Source organism: Nonomuraea sp. NPDC001831 (assembly GCF_042892035.1).
GTDB lineage: Bacteria > Actinomycetota > Actinomycetes > Streptosporangiales > Streptosporangiaceae > Nonomuraea.
Map to the genome: position 1 here is coordinate 645,782 of NZ_JBIATU010000002.1, position 16,362 is coordinate 662,143.

The window sequence follows — 16,362 nt, forward strand, 5'->3', positions numbered from 1 at the left end:
GGGCCGCCGCCGTGCGCGCTAGCGAGGGTTCACGACCAGGGCGCTGCCGCCGCCCCGCCGTACGGGCTCGGCGACGGCCTGGACCAGGCCGTGGCCGCGCAGTTCCAGCGCCGTGGCCGCGCCGATCTCCGGGTTCAGCACGAAGCCGTGGCCCTTGGCCTCCAGCTCGGTCCGGTACTTGTCGAGGAACGCCTGCTCGGCCTGCGTCTGGGCGGTGTTGCGCTGCGTGGCCCGCGGCGCGGCGAGCGCGTCGGGCAGGCTCATGCCGAATTCGTACCGGTTGACCAGGATCTGCAGCACGGTCGTGATGATCGTCGAGCCGCCCGGCGAGCCCGCGGCCAGCACCGGCCTGCCGTGGTCGAACACCAGCGTGGGCGCCATCGACGAGCGCGGCCGCTTGCCGGGGCCGGGCAGGTTGGGGTCGCCGGGGGCGGGGCCGAAGGTGAAGTCGGTCAGCTCGTTGTTGAGCAGCACGCCGCGGCCCGGCACCACGATGCCGTTGCCGCCGGTCGACTCGATGGTGAGGTTGTAGGCGACCACGTTGCCCCAGCGGTCGGCGACGACCAGGTGCGTGGTCTCCGGCCCCTCGTCCGCGATCGGGGTCGCGGTGCCGGTCGGGGTGGCGCAGGCGCCGTACGTGCCGTCGGGGCTGCCGGGGGCGACCGGGCTGGTCAGGGCCCGGTCGCCGATCAGGCAGGCGCGCTCCTTGGCGAACCCGTCGGACAGCAGCTCGCGCAGCGGCACGCCGGGGATGTCGCCGACGTAGGCGTTGCGGTCGGCGAAGGCCAGCCTGGACGCCTCCAGGTACTCGTGCAGGCCCACCTTGGGCAGGGCTTCGAGGATGTTGAGCGCCTCGCCGACGGTCGAGCCGCCCGAGGACGGCGGGGCCATGCCGTAGACGTCCATGCCGTTGTAGGAGATCTTGGTGGGCTCGCGCAGGAGGGCGCGGTAGTCCCGCAGGTCCGACAGCTCCATCAGGCCGGGCCTGACGTTGCGGGTGCTGCCGGGGGTGACCGGCGGCTTCTTCACGGTGGCCACGATCTCCGCGCCGAGCCCGCCGCCGTACAGCCAGCCGGGGCCGCGCCGGGCCAGTTCCCGGTACGTGTTCGCCAGCTCCGGGTTCTTGAACACCGAGCCGACCGGCGGTGGGGCGCCGTTCGGCAGGTAGAGCCGGGCCGTCGAGGCGATGTCCTTGAAGCGGCCGGCGTTCGCGGCGGTCTGGTCGTGGAACGTCTGGTCCACGACGAAGCCGCGGGAGGCCACCTCGATGGCGGGCTGGAGCGCCTGGCCGAGCGAGAGCGTGCCGAACCGGCGCAGGGCCAGGTCCCAGTGCGCCAGCGTGCCGGGCACGCCCGCCGACAGGCCGCTGGTGACGCCCTCGTCGAACGGGATGCCCTCGAAGCTGGACGCGGTCATCGCGCGCGGGGCGGTCTCGCGGCCGTCGATGGTGACGACCTTGCGCTGCCTGGCGTCGTACAACACCATGAAGCCGCCGCCGGTCAGGCCGGCCGAGTACGGCTCGGTCACCCCGAGCACGGCTCCGGCGGCCACGGCCGCGTCGACGGCGTTGCCCCCGCGTCTCAGCACGGAGATCGCGGCCTTGCTGGCGTCGAGGTCGACGGTGGCGACGGCGCCTCCGTACCCCTCGGCGACCGGGGCCTTCTGCTGGGGGCCCGCCGACGCGTGGGGGCCCGCCGACGCGGGCGCGGCGGGCAGGAGTGAGATGAGGACTGCTGCTGCGGAGAAGATCACACGGCGCATGGTGTCCACGATGACCCAGCTACGCCCGTCGTGGTAGGGCCCCCTCGGACAAGGGGATGATGTCGCGGGCGCCGCGGGTGGCCTAGCGTGGAGGCGTGCGCTGGAAGTCCGGTTTCGACCCTTATCTCGCCCTGATCGTGGCGGTCGCCCAATTGGTGATCGCCCAAGGTGCGACGTGGGGCCAGCAGCGCCTCCTGCGGGAGCCGCTCGACCCCTACGCGTACGCGTTGCTGCTGGTCGGGCCGCTGACCATCCTCTTTCGCAGGCGGTTCCCGCTGCTGACGGTGTCCGTCGCGCTCGCCGCGATGGACCTGTTCCTCATCGGCGGCTACGCCTACGGCCCCGCCTTCCTCAGCCCGGGTGTCCTGCTGTTCCTCCTGGTCACGGGGGGAAGGCGGCTGATGGCCTGGACGATGGCGACCATGACGGTGGCCTCGCTGCTCAGCTACGCCTGGTGGGTGGGCAACCGCGACCTGTTCCACAGCGTAGCGATCCTGGCGTTCATCCTGCTGTTCATGGTCGTGGCCGAGCTGGTCAGGATCGTCAGGGAGCGCCAGGCCGAGCGCGAGCGCGTCGCGGAGGAGGAGGCCAGGCGGCAGGCCAGCGAGGAGCGCCTGACCATGGCCCAGGAGCTGCACGACGTGCTCGCGCACAACATCTCGCTCATCCACGTGCAGGCCAGCACCGCGCTGCACCTCATCGACGCCAACCCCGAACAGGCCCGCTCGGCCCTGGCCACGATCAAGACGGCGTCCAAGGAGGTGCTGGGCGAGATGCGCTCGGTGCTCAACGTGCTGCGCGAGGGCGCCCCGCGTTCCCCGACGGCCGGGCTCGACCGGCTCGACGACCTCGTCCAGCGGTCGGGGATGGAGGTCTCGCTCAGGCGGGTGGGGTCGCGGCCGCTGCCGCCGCAGGTCGAGCGGGCCGCGTACCGGATCGTGCAGGAGTCGCTCACCAACGCCGCCCGCCACGCGCCCGGCTCGCGGGTGTCGGTGCGCCTGGAGTACGGCGCCGCGGAGCTGGTCATCGTGGTCGCCGACACGGGGGCCACCAAGCCCGCCGTCCTGTCGGAGGAGGGCAGCGGCAACGGCATCCCCGGCATGCGCGAGCGCGCCTCCGCCCTCGGCGGCACGCTCGTCGCCGGCCCGTCGGGCGGCGGCTTCCAGGTCGAGGCCCGCCTGCCCCTACCCGAGGAGAACCCAACGTGATCAAGGTGTTGCTCGCCGACGACCAGGCGCTGGTCCGGGCGGGCTTCAAGGCCCTGCTGGACGCCCAGCCCGACATGACCGTGGTGGCCGAGGCGGCCGACGGCGCGGAGGCGGTGCGCCTGGCCGGCGAGCACGCCCCGGACGTCGTCCTGATGGACATCCGCATGCCCGGCACCGACGGCCTGACCGCCACCCGCCGGATGCCGCCCGGGCCGCACATCATCATCCTGACCACCTTCGAGCTGGACGAGTACGTCTTCGAGGCGCTGCGCGGCGGCGCGTCCGGCTTCCTGGTCAAGGACACCGAGCCGGCCGAGCTCATCCAGGCCGTGCGGGTGGTGGCGGCGGGCGAGGCGCTGCTGTCGCCGAGCGTGACCCGGCGGCTGATCGCCGAGTACGCCTCCCGCGCCAAGGAACCGGTCGCCACCCAGGGCCTGGACCAGCTCACCGAACGCGAGCGCGAAGTGCTCTCCCTGGTCGGCACGGGCATGACCAACGACGAGATCGCCGCCAAGCTGTTCATGTCGCCGGCCACGGCCAAGACCCACGTCAGCCGGGCCATGATGAAGCTGCACGCCCGCGACCGCGCCCAGCTCGTGGTCATCGCCTACGAGTCCGGGCTGGTCAGGCCGGGCTGGCTCTGACGGCGGCCGGTCCCGCCCCGAACCAGGCCCGCGCCGCCTCGGCCAGGCCGCCGGTCCCGGCCCAGGCCACGTACCCGTCGGGGCGGACGAGCAGCACGTCGGCGGGCGGCTCGGCGCACCGCGCCCGCACCACGTCGATCCACCCGCCCTCGGGCAGCGCCAGGTCCGGCCGGTCGCCGGGGTCGCCGGAGAGCACCGGGTCCGGCCCGCCGCCGGGGCCGCCGGGCGCGGGGGCCGGTCCGTCGCGGAGGTCGAGCAGCACCGGCCGTCCGGCCCGCAGCAGCCCGGACAGCCGCTGCTCCCCCGCCGCCGTGCTCAGCGGCAGGTCGGGGAGGAACCGGCCGGCGAGCGGGTGCGGGTGCTCCAGCCCGCGCGCGGGCGGGTAGCGGGTGTCGGAGCCGTGCAGGAGCGCGGCGAGCCGGCGCAGCGGCTGCTCGTCGGCGAACAGCTCGGCCAGCAGCGCACGCAGGGCCTCGCCGTCCTCGCCGGGGGCCCGTTCCAGGGCCGCCTGGGCGCGGGTCTGGGCGAGTGCCCGCGCGGCCACCGGACGGCGCTCCTCCTCGTAGGTGTCGAGCAGCCCGGCGGGCACCCGTCCGAGCAGCACGGCGGCCAGTTTCCAGGCCAGGTTGGCCGCCTCCGTCAGTCCGACGTTGAGCGCCGACCCGCCGGCCGGGAACAGGTGGGCGGCGTCCCCGGCCAGGAACACCCGTCCGGCCCGGTAACGGTCGGCGAGCCGGGCCTGCGCGACCGTGCCGGACAGCCAGATCGGCTCGCCCAGCGGCAGGTCCCGCCCGATCACCCGGCGTACGGCCGCGCGGAAGTCGTCCGGCGTCACCGGGCCGGTGGGCAGCGTGCCGCGCTCGCGCACGCCCGCGATGAGCACGCCGGGCCGCAACGAGGTGAGCAGCAGGCGGCCGGCCGGGGTGCGGTTCCAGCCGGGTTCCAGCCCCTCGACGCGCGGCGCCTGGAACGGGCCCTGCTCGTCCCGGGCGAAGTGGCCGAGCCGCAGCACCTCGTCGTCGGTGGTGCCCGGGAAGCCGATGCCCGCCAGGGCGCGGACGGTGCTGTGCCCGCCGTCGCAGCCGACCACGTACCGGGCGCGGGCCCGGCCGGTGGACAGCTCCAGCGTGACGCCCTCCTCGTCCTGGGCCAGGCCGCGGACCTCGTGGCCGCGCCTGATCTCGGCCCCGAGCCGGGCGGCCCGCTCGGTCAGCAGCCGTTCCAGCCGGGGCTGCTGGATCAGCAGCAGCCGCAGCGGCATGTCGTCGTGCCCGGCGAAGCGCAGCGGCACCTGCCCGAACGGGAACCCCGGGGCCGGGCCGGCGAAGCCGCTGCCCTCGGCGAGGAGGCCGAGCAGGCCGCGGTGGCCGAGCAGCTCCACGATCTGCCCGGCGAGCCCGTTGGCCTTGGGCAGCTCGCTCGGCTCCGGGCGTTTGTCCAGCACGATCGGGCGTAAGCCGGCCAGCGCCAGCTCGCCCGCGAGCATGAGCCCGACCGGGCCCGCTCCCACGATCATCACGTCGTCCATGCCTGTCAGGCTAGATTGACAGAATCGAGCCTGTCAATCTAGCCTGACAGCGTGGACATGGAAGAGCTGTCTCAACGCATCAGGTCGAACGACCCCGCCCTCGGCCTGCGGGCGGTGGGCGCGCTGCACCGGCTGGCCGAGCAGGTCGAGGCGGCGTCGGTGGCCGCGGCCAGGGAGCAGGGCTGGACCTGGGAACAGATCGGCGACGCGCTCGGCATGTCGCGGCAGTCCGTGCACGCCAGATACGGAAAGTGAGGATCGCCATGTTCGGCAAGGAGAAGAGCCCCTTCGCCGCCGTCGTCAGCGCGGCGCTCGACGAGGCCAGGCAGCGCGGCGACCGGCGGCTCGGCACCGAGCACCTGCTGCTCGGTCTGCTGCACGATCCCGCCGCCGAGCCGGCGCGGGCGCTCGGCGTCGACCTGGCCGGGGCGCGCGCCGCGCTCGACGAGCTCGACCGCGAGGCGCTGCGCTCGATCGGCCTCGACCTCGGCCAGGCACCGCGCGCGACGCCCCGCCGGCATCCGCCGGTGCCCGGCACCGCGCTCACGTCGAGCGCCCGCGCGGTGGTCAACGCCGCCATCGGGGCCACCCGCCGGAAGACCAGGCCGCAGGCGCCCCGCCACCTCCTGCTCGCCCTCCTGGAGCGGGACCGCCACGACCCGGTGGCCCGGCTGATCGACCAGCTCGGGATCGACCGCGCGGCCGTCCGCGCCCGCGTCGCCTGATCGGCGACACGGGAGAAATCCGGTTGAAGCCGCGGCCCGGGCGCTGACATGGTCGAAGGATGCGGCGTACATACGATGACCTGGTCGAGGAGGCCGACACGGTGTCCGTGGCCGGCTGGGACTTCTCCTGGCTGGAGGGCCGGGCCACCGAGGAGCGGCCCTCGTGGGGCTACTCCCGTCTGCTGGCCGGGCGGATGGCGGGGGCGCAGGCGGCGCTCGACGTCCAGACCGGCGGCGGCGAGATCCTGGCCGGGCTGCCCACGTTGCCGAAGGTGACGGTGGCGACCGAGTCGTGGCCGCCCAACCTGGCGCTGGCCGCCGCCCGGCTGCGCCCGCGCGGGGCGTACGTGGTGGCCGACGACGACGAGCCGCGCCTGCCGTTCCGCGACGGCGTCTTCGACCTGGTGGTCAGCCGCCATCCGGTGGCGACCTGGTGGTCGGAGATCGCCCGGGTGCTGCGTCCGGGAGGGTCGTACTTCTCGCAGCAGGTCGGCCCGCGCAGCGTGTTCGAGCTGACCGAGTTCTTCATGGGCCCGCAGGACGGCTCGGCCCGCGACCCGCGTCAGGCCGTGGCGGAGGCGGAGGCGGCCGGGCTGGAGGTGGTCGACCTGCGGGCCGAGCGGCTGCGGATGGAGTTCCGCGACATCGGCGCGGTGATCTACTTCCTGCGCAAGGTGATCTGGATCGTGCCGGGCTTCTCGGTCGGCCGCTACGGCGACAGGCTGCGCGAGCTGCATGAGCTCATCGAGGCCGAGGGCCCGTTCGTCGCCCATTCGTCCAGGTTCCTCATCGAGGCCCGGCGGCCCGAGGCGCACCCGTCCTCCGGACGATGAGACGCACCGGCGCGCTACCTCCTCGGGCGTACGCCGGGCCCGCCTGAGCACTCCCCCGGGCGCAGCGGCGGCGGCTCCCGGCGGGCGATTCGCCGCGCCCCCGGAGGGCGGACCCTGGAGGCAGGACGAAGGAGGAAGTCATGCATCCGCATCTCTGGCCGGTCTTCCCGGTCTTCTGGGGCCTGTTCTGGGTCGCGCTCATCGCGCTCGCCGTCACCGCCCGCCGCAAGGGCTGGTGGGGGCGTCGCCCGGCGGCCGTGCCCGACCGGCCCACCGCGTCGGCGGAGCGGATCCTGGCCGAGCGGTACGCCCGCGGCGAGATGGGCGACGACGAGTTCTTCGAGAAGATGTCCGTGCTCAAGGGCGCAACCACCTAAACATCACTAAGGGTACAAGAACTGTCACTGGCCGCATCCGGCCTGCCGCGTTACGTTTCCCCCGAAAGCATCGTGAGCGAGCACGGGGAGGGCTGGACGTGGAGGCGGTCACCCTGTTCGCCGGGGGCGTGGCAGCCGGGCTGGTGGCCGGCACCGCCTCGTGCACGGCCGCCCAGGGCGGGCTGCTCGTGGGCCTGGCCGGCCACCGCCCCGGCCGCGACCCGGCGCTGGTGGCCTGGTTCCTGGCCGGCCGGCTGGCCGCGTACACGCTGGTGGGGGCGCTGCTCGGGCTGCTCGGCTCGGCGGTCGGCCTGCCGCCGCGGGCGCGGGCCGTGCTCCTGGTCGCGGGCGGCTGCGCCGTGATCGTGTTCGCGATCCGGCTCATGCGCGGCGGGGGGCACGCGTGCGCCGAGCCCGTCCGGCCGTCCGGTTACCGGGCGCCGCTGCTGGGGGCGGCCACCGTCCTCGTGCCCTGCGGGGTGACGATCGGCATGGAGATGCTCGCCGTCTCCAGCGGCTCGCCGCTGGCGGGCGCGGCGGCCATGGCGGGGTTCGTGGTCGGCACGGCGCCGGCGTTCGCGCTGCTCGGCTACGTGCTGCGGCGGATCTCCCGCACCCGGCTGGCCAGGTACGCCGGGGTGGTCGCCGTCGCCGCCGGGCTCTGGACCGTCGTGGCCGGGCTCAACCTGGGCGGCTGGACGTGGGAGGCAGCACCGGCCGCCGCGGGGCCCGCCGCCCGGACCGTCACGGTCTACGCCACCCGCGAGGGCTACCGGCCCGCCGCCGTGTCCGTCCCGGCGAACGTACCGGTCGAGGTCATCTTCAAACTGGTCGATCCGGGCTGCACGGGCACTCTCACCATCGACGGGCGCGACGTGGCCCTGCCCGCCACCGTACGGCTGCCGCCCCACCGCCCCGGCTCGCTGCGTTACGTGTGCGGGATGGGGATGTATTCGGGGTTCATCAGGTTCTCCTAGGGCCGTTGTCGGCGATTACGGTTCGCGAACGTATGATCACGTGCCACTCTGTCGCCATGGCCTGGTGGCAGGGAGAGGTGGCGACGCCGGCCGTTCCGGCGCCACGGGTGGGTGACGAGCCGGAGTTGCTGGTGGCCGCGCAGCAGGGCGACGCCCAGGCGGCCCACCGGCTCGGCAAGCTCTACGCCCAGCGCGGCGACCGCGCGGCGGCCCGGCTCTGGTGGGAGCTGGCGGCCGCGGGCGGCAACGTCGACAGCGCCTACAACCTGGGCGTCTGGCACGAGAAGCACGGCAGCCTGGAGGAGGCGGTCATCTGGTACGAGACCGCCGCGGCCACCGGCGACGCGGAGGCCGCCGCCAATCTCGCCACCCTCCTGCTGGAACAGCGCGGCGACGCCGGGGCCGCCAGAGCCTGGTTCGAACGCTCGGCCCTGGCCGGGTCACGTTCCGCGGCCCGCCGGCTGGCCCTGCTGTGCGAGGACACCGGCGAGACCGGCGTGGCCCGCGAGTGGCACCGCAGGGCGGCCGACGACGGCGACCTGGCCTCGGCCCACGACCTCGGCTTCCTGGCCTACTCGGCCGGCGAGGACGAGGAGACCGTGCGCTGGTGGGAGTACGCCGCCCGCGGCGGCCACGCCGACTCCGCCCACTGCATGGGCCTCTACCTGCACGCCAGCCGCGACCCCGAGGGCGCCGAGGCCTACTACCGGCTGGCCGCCAAGAACGAGCACCCGGGCGCCGCCTCCCGGCTCGGCGCCATCGCCCTGTCCCGCGGCGACCTGCGTACGGCCCGCGCCTGGTACGAGCGGGCGGCCGCGGCCGGGCGGCTGGAGGACCAGCGCATGGCCGGGTTCGTCTGCGTGGAGCTCGGCGACACCCCGGCCGCCAGCCACTGGTTCGGCAGGGCGGCGGCGGGCGGCGACGCCGAGTCCGCCTTCAACTACGGCCTGCTGCTGATCGCCGAGTTCGGCGATCTGGCCGGCGGCCGCCACTGGTTCCGCCAGGCGGCGCGGGCGGGCCACCACGGCGCGGCGGTCGAGCTGGGCGGGCTGCTGACGGTGGCCGGCGAGCTGGGCGAGGCCGAGGAGTGGCTGGCCGACCCGCCGCCGCAGGCGTGGGCGCGCACCGCCGAGCCCGAGCTGGCCGCCCGCGCCGAGCTGGCCGCGGCGGCCACCGGCCGCAGGGGCGGCGTGCCGCTGTCGGTGCCCGACCTGACGGAGGTGCTGGGCACCTGGGACCTGGTGACCAGGCCGCTGCACGACCACTCCGACGTGATCGGCTGGCTGGTGGAGCGGAGCGGGGTGCACCGCAGCGCGGTCGAGCACCTGGCGTCGGTGCGCGGCACGCTGCTGCGCCCCGGCAGCGCGCCGTGGCCGGGCACCGGCGAGATCCAGCACGTCCTCGCCACCGCCCGTGACCTGCGGCGCCGCCTGGGAGTGTGTTAGGGCCGCCGGGGAGTGTATCAGGGCCGCCCTGGGAGTGTGTCAGGGGCGCGACCGCCGGCCGCGCCCCTGGAGGACGATCAGAGAACGTCGGCGACCGGCGTGTACGGCAGCCCCAGCGCCTGGGCGACCGGCTCGTTGGTGAGCACGCCGTCATGGGTGTTCAGACCGCCCGCGAGGCCCTGGTCGGCCTTCAGCGCGTCGCGCCAGCCCAGGTTGGCCAGCTTGACCGCGTACGGGAGCGTCGCGTTGGTCAGGGCGTAGGTGGAGGTGTTGGCCACCGAGCCGGGCATGTTGGCCACGCAGTAGAAGATCGACCCGTGCACCGTGTACGTCGGCTCGGCGTGCGTGGTCGGCCGCGAGTCCTCGAAGCAGCCGCCCTGGTCGATGGCGATGTCCACGAGCACCGAGCCCGGCTTCATCCGCGCGACCAGGTCGTTGGAGACCAGCGTCGGGGCCTTGGCGCCGGGGATCAGCACGGCGCCGATGACCAGGTCGGCCTGCAGCACCTCGCGCTCGATCGCGTACGAGGTGGACACGAGGGTCTTCAGCCGGCCCTGGTAGATGGCGTCGATGTGGCGGAGCCGGTCGATGTTGGTGTCGAGCACGGTCACGTCCGCGCCCATGCCGACGGCGATCTGCGCCGCGTTGAGGCCCGAGACGCCGCCGCCGATGACGACGACCTTGGCGGGGGCCACGCCGGGCACCCCGCCGGGCAGCACGCCCCGGCCGCCGTTGAAACGCATGAGGTTGTAGGCGCCCACCTGCGGCGCGAGCCGGCCCGCGACCTCCGACATCGGGGCGAGCAGCGGCAGCGTGTGGCCCACCTGGACGGTCTCGTACGCGATGCCGGTCGTCCTGGCGGCCAGCAGGGCGTCGGTGCACGGACGGGAGGCGGCCAGGTGCAGGTAGGTGAACAGCACCAGGCCCTCGCGCAGGCGGTGGTACTCCTCGGCGATGGGCTCCTTGACCTTCAGGACCATGTCCGCCCCCGCCCAGACGGCGTCGGCGTTGTCGAGGATCTTCGCGCCCGCGGCGAGGTACTCCTCGTCGGTGATGTGTGAGCCGAGGCCGGCACCTCGCTGGACGGTGACGTCGTGACCGTTCCGCACCAGCTCGTGAACACCGGCGGGGGTGACCGCCACACGGTATTCGTGGTTCTTGACCTCGGCAGGGACGCCGATCTTCATCGTAGGGATCCTTTCGGAGACCGGCACTTCGTCGTACCGGGTGGGGAGGGTGTTAGAGGCGCGCCCACGCTTCCGAGAGCACGCCCCGCAGGATGGATCCGATCTCGTCGAACTCCTTCTGCCCCGCGATCAGCGGGGGCGCGAGCTGGATCACGGGGTCGCCGCGGTCGTCCGCCCGGCAGTAGAGTCCGGCGTCGAACAGCGCCTTGGACAGGAATCCGCGCAGCAACCGCTCGGACTCCTCGGCGTTGAACGTCTCCTTGGTGGCCTTGTCCTTGACCAGCTCGATGCCCCAGAAGTAGCCCGAGCCCCGCACGTCGCCGACGATCGGCAGGTCGCGCAGGTCGTCGAGGGCGGCCTGGAAGAGGGGCTCGTTCTTGGTGACGTGGCCGAGCAGGTCCTCGCGCTCGAAGATGTCGAGGTTGGCGAGGGCCACGGCGGCCGACACGGGGTGGCCGCCGAAGGTGTAGCCGTGGGCGAACATGTTGTCGCCCTGCTTGAACGGCTCGAACAGCCGCTCGTGCGCGATCATGGCGCCGATGGGCGAGTAGCCGCTGGTCATGCCCTTGGCGCAGGTGATGATGTCGGGCACGTAGTCGAACTTCTGGCCGCCGAACATGGTGCCGAGGCGGCCGAAGGCGCAGATGACCTCGTCGGAGACGAGCAGCACGTCGTACTCGTCGCAGATCTCGCGCAGGCGCTGGAAGTAGCCGGGGGGCGGCGGGAAGCAGCCGCCGGCGTTCTGGACGGGCTCGGCGAAGACGGCGGCCACCGTGTCGGGGCCCTCCATCTCGATGGCGCGGGCCACGCGGTCGGCCGCCCAGATGCCGTATTCCTCCGGCGACATGCCGGGGACGCCGCTGATCTCGTCGGCGCGGTAGTAGTTCGTGTTCGGAACGCGCACCGAACCGGGCACGAGGGGCTCGAACATCTGCTTGAACGCCGGGATGCCGGTGATCGACAGGGCGCCCTGCGGGGTGCCGTGGTAGGCGATCTGGCGGCTGATGACCTTGTGCTTGAGCGGCTTGCCGACGAGCTTGTAGTACTGCTTGGCCAGCTTCCACGCGGTCTCGACGGCCTCGCCGCCGCCGGTGGTGAAGAAGACCCGGTTCAGCTCGCCCGGCGCCTGCTCGGCCAGGCGGGTGGCCAGCTCGGCCGCCTTGGGGTGCGCGTAGGACCACAACGGGAAGAAGGCCAGCTCCTGCGCCTGCTTGGCGGCGGCCTCGGCCAGCTCGGCACGCCCGTGTCCGACCTGGACGACGAACAGCCCGGCCAGGCCGTCGAGATAACGCTTGCCGTGGATGTCGTAGATATAGGACCCCTCACCGCGCACGATGGTCGGGATCTCGTTCTCCTGGTAGGCGCTGTGCCTCGTGAAGTGCAACCACAGGTTGTCCTGCGCGGCCTTCAGGACGTCGTTTTCCGGCTGCGTCATGGTTATCTTCCCTCGTGTCGAACTCCCCACAGTGTGCATCTTCACCTGCGGTTTGCCAAGCGAATCGGTCGCAGCACTATGCAAGAAAATCGAGATCCGCAGAACCGTTGTGTAACCGCAACGAAATCCGCAGGTAGATTAACGCGCGGGTCATGCCCGTTTCCATACTGTGGAACCTTCTGTGATCCAATGAGACCAAACTGTCGAGAACGACCCCCGGGGGACCGTCCCGTGACTCCTGACCAGATCGAGAGCGCCGTCGCCGCCGCGATGCCCCGAGCCATCGAGGAGCTCAAGCGGCTCGCCGCCATTCCGTCCGTGGCCTTCCCCGGGCACCCGGAGGAGCCGGTCCTCGCCGCCGCGGCGGTGACGGAGGAGCTCGTGCGCTCGGCGGGCCTGCCGCACGTCCAGCAGGTCGCCGTCGAAGGCAGCTTCCCCGCGATCTACGGCGAGGCCCCGGCCCCTCCCGGCGCGCCCACCGTCCTGCTGTACGCGCACTACGACGTGCAGCCCGCCGGCGACCTGGCCGCCTGGCGCACGCCGCCGTTCGAGCCCACCCTGATCGACGGCAAGCTGTACGGCCGCGGCTGCGCCGACGACAAGTCGGGCATCATCTCCCACATCGCCGCGCTGCGCGCCTTCCAGGGCCGGTTCCCGGTGGGCATCAAGGTCATCATCGAGGGCCAGGAGGAGTACGCGGGCGAGCGCCTGGAGGCCTTCGTCGAGCGCAACCCCGAGCTGCTGCGGGCCGACGCCATCGTGGTCGCCGACACCGGCAACCCGCGCGTCGGCGACCCGGCGGTCACGACGTCGCTGCGCGGCATGGCGGCCTTCACCATCGAGGTGCGCACGCTGCGCGAGGCCGTGCACAGCGGCTCGTTCGGCGGCGCCGCCCCCGACGCGCTGGCCGCCCTGATGCGCATGCTGACCGCGCTGCACGACGAGAACGGCGACATCCGGGTGCCCGGCCTGCCGCGCGGCAGCTTCCTCGGCCAGGGGCCCTCGGAGGAGGAGTTCAGGAAGACCGCCGGCGTGGCGGACGGCGTCTCGCTGGTCGGCTCCGGCTCGCTGGCCGACCGGCTGTGGGCCTCGTACGCCATCACCGTCACGGGCCTCGACGTGCCGACCGTGTCGGGCGCCGTGAACGCGGTCCAGCCGGCGGCGCGGGCCCGGGTGACCGTCCGGGTGCCTCCGTCCGGCGACCCGAAGACCACGGTCAACGCCGTGGTGGAGTTCCTGCGCCAGGTGGCGCCGTGGGGCGTGCAGGTGTCGTTCGACGACTTCACCGTCGGGTCCGGCTTCCAGGCCGACTCCGGCGGCAAGGCGCGGTCGGCGCTGAACCGGGCGATGGAGCGCGCGTTCGGCCGCCCGCCGCGCGACGTGGGCGCGGGCGGGTCGATCCCGCTGGTGAACACGCTGCTCAAGCAGTACCCGGCGGCCGAGATCCTGCTGTTCGGCGCCGAGGACGAGGACGCCGCCATCCACGCCCCCAACGAGCGGGTCGACCTCGACGAGCTGCGCCGGGTGGCCACCGCCGAGGCGCTGTTCCTGCAGGAGCTGAGCCTGCCGTCGGCGCTCGGCGTCTGAGCTTCGCCCCCGGGCGGAAATTGCGTTGCCCCTCCCGGCCGCCGTTCGTCAGACTGCACGACGTTCCGCGGAAATCACCAGGAGGGGCTGCGCATGTTGACCGACGAGCAGATCGAGTCGTTCGTCGAGGACGGGTTCGTCCGGCTTCCCGGCGCGGTTCCCCTGGAGACCGCCGAGCAGTGCCGGGCCGAGCTGTGGGCGGCCAGCGGCTGCGACCCCGATGACCCGTCGAGCTGGACCGAGCCGGTCGTGCGGCTGGGCTGGATGGCCACCCCGTCGTTTCGCGCGGCGGCCAACACGCAGCAGCTCCACGAGGCCTACGACCAGCTCGTGGGCGCCGGGCGCTGGACCGGGCCCATGGGCCTCGGCACCTTCCCGCTGCGTTTCCCCAGCGACAAGGAGCCCGGCGACGACGGCTGGCACCTGGAGGCGAGCTTCTCCGGCGACGCCGGCGAGTACCGGGTGAACCTGCGCTCGCGCGGCCGGGCCCTGCTCATGCTGTTCCTGTTCTCCGAGGTCGGCCCCGACGACGCCCCCACCCGGGTACGCGTCGGCTCACACCTGGACGTGCCCGCCCTGCTCGCCGATTCCGGGGACGAAGGGCGCGAATGGTTCTCGCTGTGCGGGGACGCCGTGCCGCTCAGCGAGGGGCGCCGGGAGGTCACCGTCACCGGCTCCCCCGGCGACGTCTTCCTGTGCCACCCGTTCCTGATCCACTCGGCCCAGCCGCATCGCGGCAGCGTGCCGCGGTTCATGGCCCAGCCGCCGCTGATGCCGACCGGCCTGCTCGACCTCACCGGCACCGCGCCGACGCCGGTCGAACGCGCGGTCCTGAAGGGCTTGAACGGGACGGCTCCGGCTTAGAACGCCCGGCGGTCCAGGCGTCGCGGTCCAGGCGTCGCGGACCGGGCGGAGCGCCAGGGGTCGCGGGCCGGGCGGGTCAGGCATGGTGGTCCGCCGTCAGGCGCGGTGTCTGCCTGGTCGTGCCGCGGCTGACCAGGCGCAGGCCGGTCTCCACGAGGGCCCAGCCCAGCCGCCGTTCCCAGGCGCGGGCGAGCGTCCCCGGGTGCGGCCGGCGCGGCGGGCCGGTTCGGGCTGTCCGGCCCGTCCGGCCCGTCCGGCCTGTCCGGTCTGTACGGCGGCGGCTCTGGGCGGCGGCGCGCAGTTCCTGTGCGCGTACTCGCTCGACAAGTAGGTATAAGTCGGGGTTCATCCTGGTCTCTCCTCACGTCGCGAACGGGAACCCGTACAGGTGCACGGCCACGTTCTCGCGGCCCTCGGTGTCACCCGCCTCGCCGGCCGCCCGGCCGCGGGCCGTCCACTTCGCGACCACGTCGTCGATCTCCTGCCGGAGGTCGCGCAACTCCTCCGCGGTCAGCGACAGCAGGAACTCCGACCCGAAGGACGAGTCCTGCCAGGCTTCGCTCCAGGCCCACTGCGCGTCGAGGTAGCCCTCGTACATCTCGGAGAGCTGGCGGGCGTGCAGGCGGGACAGGGTCTGGTGGACCACGACGCCCTCGGGGCTGTCGCGGAAATCGGAGTTGCGGGTGGAGAAGCTCTCCGCCGACGTCCGCCACCAGCGCTCCCGGGCGTCGCCCCGGCCTCCTTGCGTCTCCTCGATGAGGCCGTGCGAGGCCAGCTTGCGCAGGTGGTAGCTGACCAGGGAGACCGCCTCGTCCACCTGCTCGGCGAGCTGCGAGGCCGTCGCGAGCCCGGCGACCTTGAGCGCGCGGTACAGCTTCATGCGCAGCGGGTGCGCCAGCGCCTTGAGCGTGCCGACGTCCTGGACGCGGGGCCGATCGTGGCTTGCCATGCCTCCACGCTAGATGCGAAAGGAAAATTGCGCAATAAATCTTTTCTGTCTTACCTCCTCGCCATACTGCGTCGAGAACAGGGACACCGACGATGGGAGCAAGAGCCATGAGCGAGGCACCGCGGGGCGTTTCCGGCACGACGGCGCGGGGGTGAGGCGGGTGGCGACGTTCGCGCTGATCCACGGCGGCGGCAGCTCCGCCTGGGACTGGCACCTGGTCGAGGCCGAGCTGCGCGCCCGGGGCCACCGCACGGTGGCCGTCGACCTGCCGATCGAGGACGAGTCGGCCGGCCTGGCCGACTACGCCGACACGGTCGCGCGAGCCGTCGGCGAGGCGGACGAGCTGGTCGTGGTGGCCCACTCGTGGGGCGGCTTCGTCGCCCCGCTGGTCTGCGAGCGCCTGCCCGTGAAGCTGCTCGTGCTGGTCACGGCCATGATCCCGGTCCCGGGCGAGCCGCCGGGCGAGTGGTGGGCCAACACCGGCTACCAGGGCGCCGACGACCTGGACACGATCGCGCAGTTCATGCACGACGTCCCCGAGGAGCTGGCGGAGGAGGAGTTGGCGCGGGGGCGTGCGCAGGCGGAGAAGTCGTCCGTCGAGCCGTGGCCGGGCGCGGCGTGGCCCGACGTGCCGACGCGGTTCCTGCTCTGCCGGGACGACCGGTTCTTCCCGCCGGAGTTCATGCGGAAGGTGGTCCGGGAACGGCTCGGTGTCATGCCCGACGAGATCGGGGGCAGTCACATGGTCATGTTGTCGCGGCCGAAGGAGCTGGCCGAGCGGTTCGAGGCGTATCTCACAGTGTGACGCGCCGCATCACGAGGTAATCTTTTGTACTGACCAG

The 16,362-nt window shown here is 73.2% G+C and carries 17 protein-coding genes; 11 read left to right on the forward strand and 6 right to left on the reverse strand.

Going from position 1 to position 16,362, the window contains the following annotated elements:
• Positions 1–18: 18 nt before the first annotated feature.
• The gene (locus ACFYYW_RS08565) at positions 19–1,761 is read right to left on the reverse strand and encodes a gamma-glutamyltransferase family protein (RefSeq protein ID WP_387646554.1); all 1,743 of its coding nucleotides are present in this window, start codon (positions 1,759–1,761) and stop codon (positions 19–21) included.
• A gap of 95 nt (positions 1,762–1,856) precedes the next feature.
• Between ACFYYW_RS08565 and ACFYYW_RS08570 the strand changes: the two genes are divergently transcribed.
• Positions 1,857–2,969 (forward strand): sensor histidine kinase, encoded by a 1,113-nt coding sequence (locus tag ACFYYW_RS08570; RefSeq protein WP_352326951.1) that lies wholly within the window; start codon positions 1,857–1,859, stop codon positions 2,967–2,969.
• The gene (locus ACFYYW_RS08575) at positions 2,966–3,613 is read left to right on the forward strand and encodes a response regulator transcription factor (protein WP_352326950.1); all 648 of its coding nucleotides are present in this window, start codon (positions 2,966–2,968) and stop codon (positions 3,611–3,613) included. Before ACFYYW_RS08570 ends, ACFYYW_RS08575 begins: the two co-directional genes overlap by 4 nt.
• On the opposite strand, the gene ACFYYW_RS08580 is transcribed toward ACFYYW_RS08575, so the two are convergent.
• On the reverse strand, positions 3,594–5,141 hold the full coding sequence (locus ACFYYW_RS08580) for an FAD-dependent monooxygenase (RefSeq protein WP_387646557.1): 1,548 nt from the start codon (positions 5,139–5,141) through the stop codon (positions 3,594–3,596). The two genes, ACFYYW_RS08575 and ACFYYW_RS08580, sit on opposite strands and share 20 nt — an antisense overlap.
• A gap of 57 nt (positions 5,142–5,198) precedes the next feature.
• On the opposite strand from ACFYYW_RS08580, the gene ACFYYW_RS08585 reads away from it, so the two are divergent.
• The 6 genes from ACFYYW_RS08585 to ACFYYW_RS08610 all read left to right on the forward strand — a co-directional run bounded on the left by ACFYYW_RS08585 (position 5,199) and on the right by ACFYYW_RS08610 (position 9,498).
• Complete coding sequence (locus ACFYYW_RS08585; RefSeq protein ID WP_352326953.1) at positions 5,199–5,396, forward strand: helix-turn-helix domain-containing protein; 198 nt, start codon at positions 5,199–5,201, stop codon at positions 5,394–5,396.
• Positions 5,393–5,866 carry a Clp protease N-terminal domain-containing protein gene (locus ACFYYW_RS08590; protein WP_352326948.1) on the forward strand — a complete coding sequence of 158 codons (474 nt, stop codon included), beginning with the start codon at positions 5,393–5,395 and terminating at the stop codon, positions 5,864–5,866. The genes ACFYYW_RS08585 and ACFYYW_RS08590 overlap by 4 nt, the downstream gene beginning before the upstream one ends.
• A 59-nt stretch (positions 5,867–5,925) precedes the next feature.
• Positions 5,926–6,699 carry a class I SAM-dependent methyltransferase gene (locus ACFYYW_RS08595; RefSeq protein ID WP_387646560.1) on the forward strand — a complete coding sequence of 258 codons (774 nt, stop codon included), beginning with the start codon at positions 5,926–5,928 and terminating at the stop codon, positions 6,697–6,699.
• 140 nt (positions 6,700–6,839) lie between these two features.
• The gene (locus tag ACFYYW_RS08600) at positions 6,840–7,076 is read left to right on the forward strand and encodes an SHOCT domain-containing protein (RefSeq protein WP_352326946.1); all 237 of its coding nucleotides are present in this window, start codon (positions 6,840–6,842) and stop codon (positions 7,074–7,076) included.
• A 98-nt stretch (positions 7,077–7,174) separates the two neighbouring features.
• Positions 7,175–8,053 carry a sulfite exporter TauE/SafE family protein gene (locus ACFYYW_RS08605; RefSeq protein WP_352326945.1) on the forward strand — a complete coding sequence of 293 codons (879 nt, stop codon included), beginning with the start codon at positions 7,175–7,177 and terminating at the stop codon, positions 8,051–8,053.
• Positions 8,054–8,109: 56 nt separating this feature from the next.
• A complete protein-coding gene (locus ACFYYW_RS08610) occupies positions 8,110–9,498 on the forward strand; it encodes a tetratricopeptide repeat protein (RefSeq protein ID WP_364413624.1) in 1,389 nt (462 codons plus the stop codon).
• A 77-nt stretch (positions 9,499–9,575) separates the two neighbouring features.
• Here the strand turns inward: ACFYYW_RS08610 and ald are convergent, their stop codons facing one another.
• Both ald and ACFYYW_RS08620 read right to left on the reverse strand, forming a co-directional pair.
• Positions 9,576–10,685, reverse strand: a complete 1,110-nt coding sequence (gene ald / locus ACFYYW_RS08615) for an alanine dehydrogenase (RefSeq protein WP_364413622.1) — start codon at positions 10,683–10,685, stop codon at positions 9,576–9,578.
• A gap of 52 nt (positions 10,686–10,737) precedes the next feature.
• A complete protein-coding gene (locus ACFYYW_RS08620) occupies positions 10,738–12,120 on the reverse strand; it encodes an aspartate aminotransferase family protein (protein ID WP_352326942.1) in 1,383 nt (460 codons plus the stop codon).
• A 231-nt stretch (positions 12,121–12,351) separates the two neighbouring features.
• On the opposite strand from ACFYYW_RS08620, the gene ACFYYW_RS08625 reads away from it, so the two are divergent.
• Both ACFYYW_RS08625 and ACFYYW_RS08630 read left to right on the forward strand, forming a co-directional pair.
• Positions 12,352–13,707 carry a dipeptidase gene (locus ACFYYW_RS08625; protein WP_352326941.1) on the forward strand — a complete coding sequence of 452 codons (1,356 nt, stop codon included), beginning with the start codon at positions 12,352–12,354 and terminating at the stop codon, positions 13,705–13,707.
• Positions 13,708–13,800: 93 nt separating this feature from the next.
• Positions 13,801–14,571: a phytanoyl-CoA dioxygenase family protein gene (locus ACFYYW_RS08630; RefSeq protein WP_387646564.1), complete on the forward strand. Its 771-nt coding sequence runs from the start codon at positions 13,801–13,803 to the stop codon at positions 14,569–14,571.
• Positions 14,572–14,647: 76 nt separating this feature from the next.
• On the opposite strand, the gene ACFYYW_RS08635 is transcribed toward ACFYYW_RS08630, so the two are convergent.
• Together ACFYYW_RS08635 and ACFYYW_RS08640 are read right to left on the reverse strand one after the other, a co-directional pair.
• On the reverse strand, positions 14,648–14,920 hold the full coding sequence (locus tag ACFYYW_RS08635; RefSeq protein WP_387646567.1) for a hypothetical protein: 273 nt from the start codon (positions 14,918–14,920) through the stop codon (positions 14,648–14,650).
• A 12-nt stretch (positions 14,921–14,932) separates the two neighbouring features.
• The gene (locus ACFYYW_RS08640) at positions 14,933–15,520 is read right to left on the reverse strand and encodes a winged helix-turn-helix domain-containing protein (RefSeq protein WP_387646569.1); all 588 of its coding nucleotides are present in this window, start codon (positions 15,518–15,520) and stop codon (positions 14,933–14,935) included.
• Between the two features lie 160 nt (positions 15,521–15,680).
• On the opposite strand from ACFYYW_RS08640, the gene ACFYYW_RS08645 reads away from it, so the two are divergent.
• Positions 15,681–16,325, forward strand: a complete 645-nt coding sequence (locus ACFYYW_RS08645; protein ID WP_387646572.1) for an alpha/beta fold hydrolase — start codon at positions 15,681–15,683, stop codon at positions 16,323–16,325.
• Positions 16,326–16,362 lie beyond the last annotated feature (37 nt).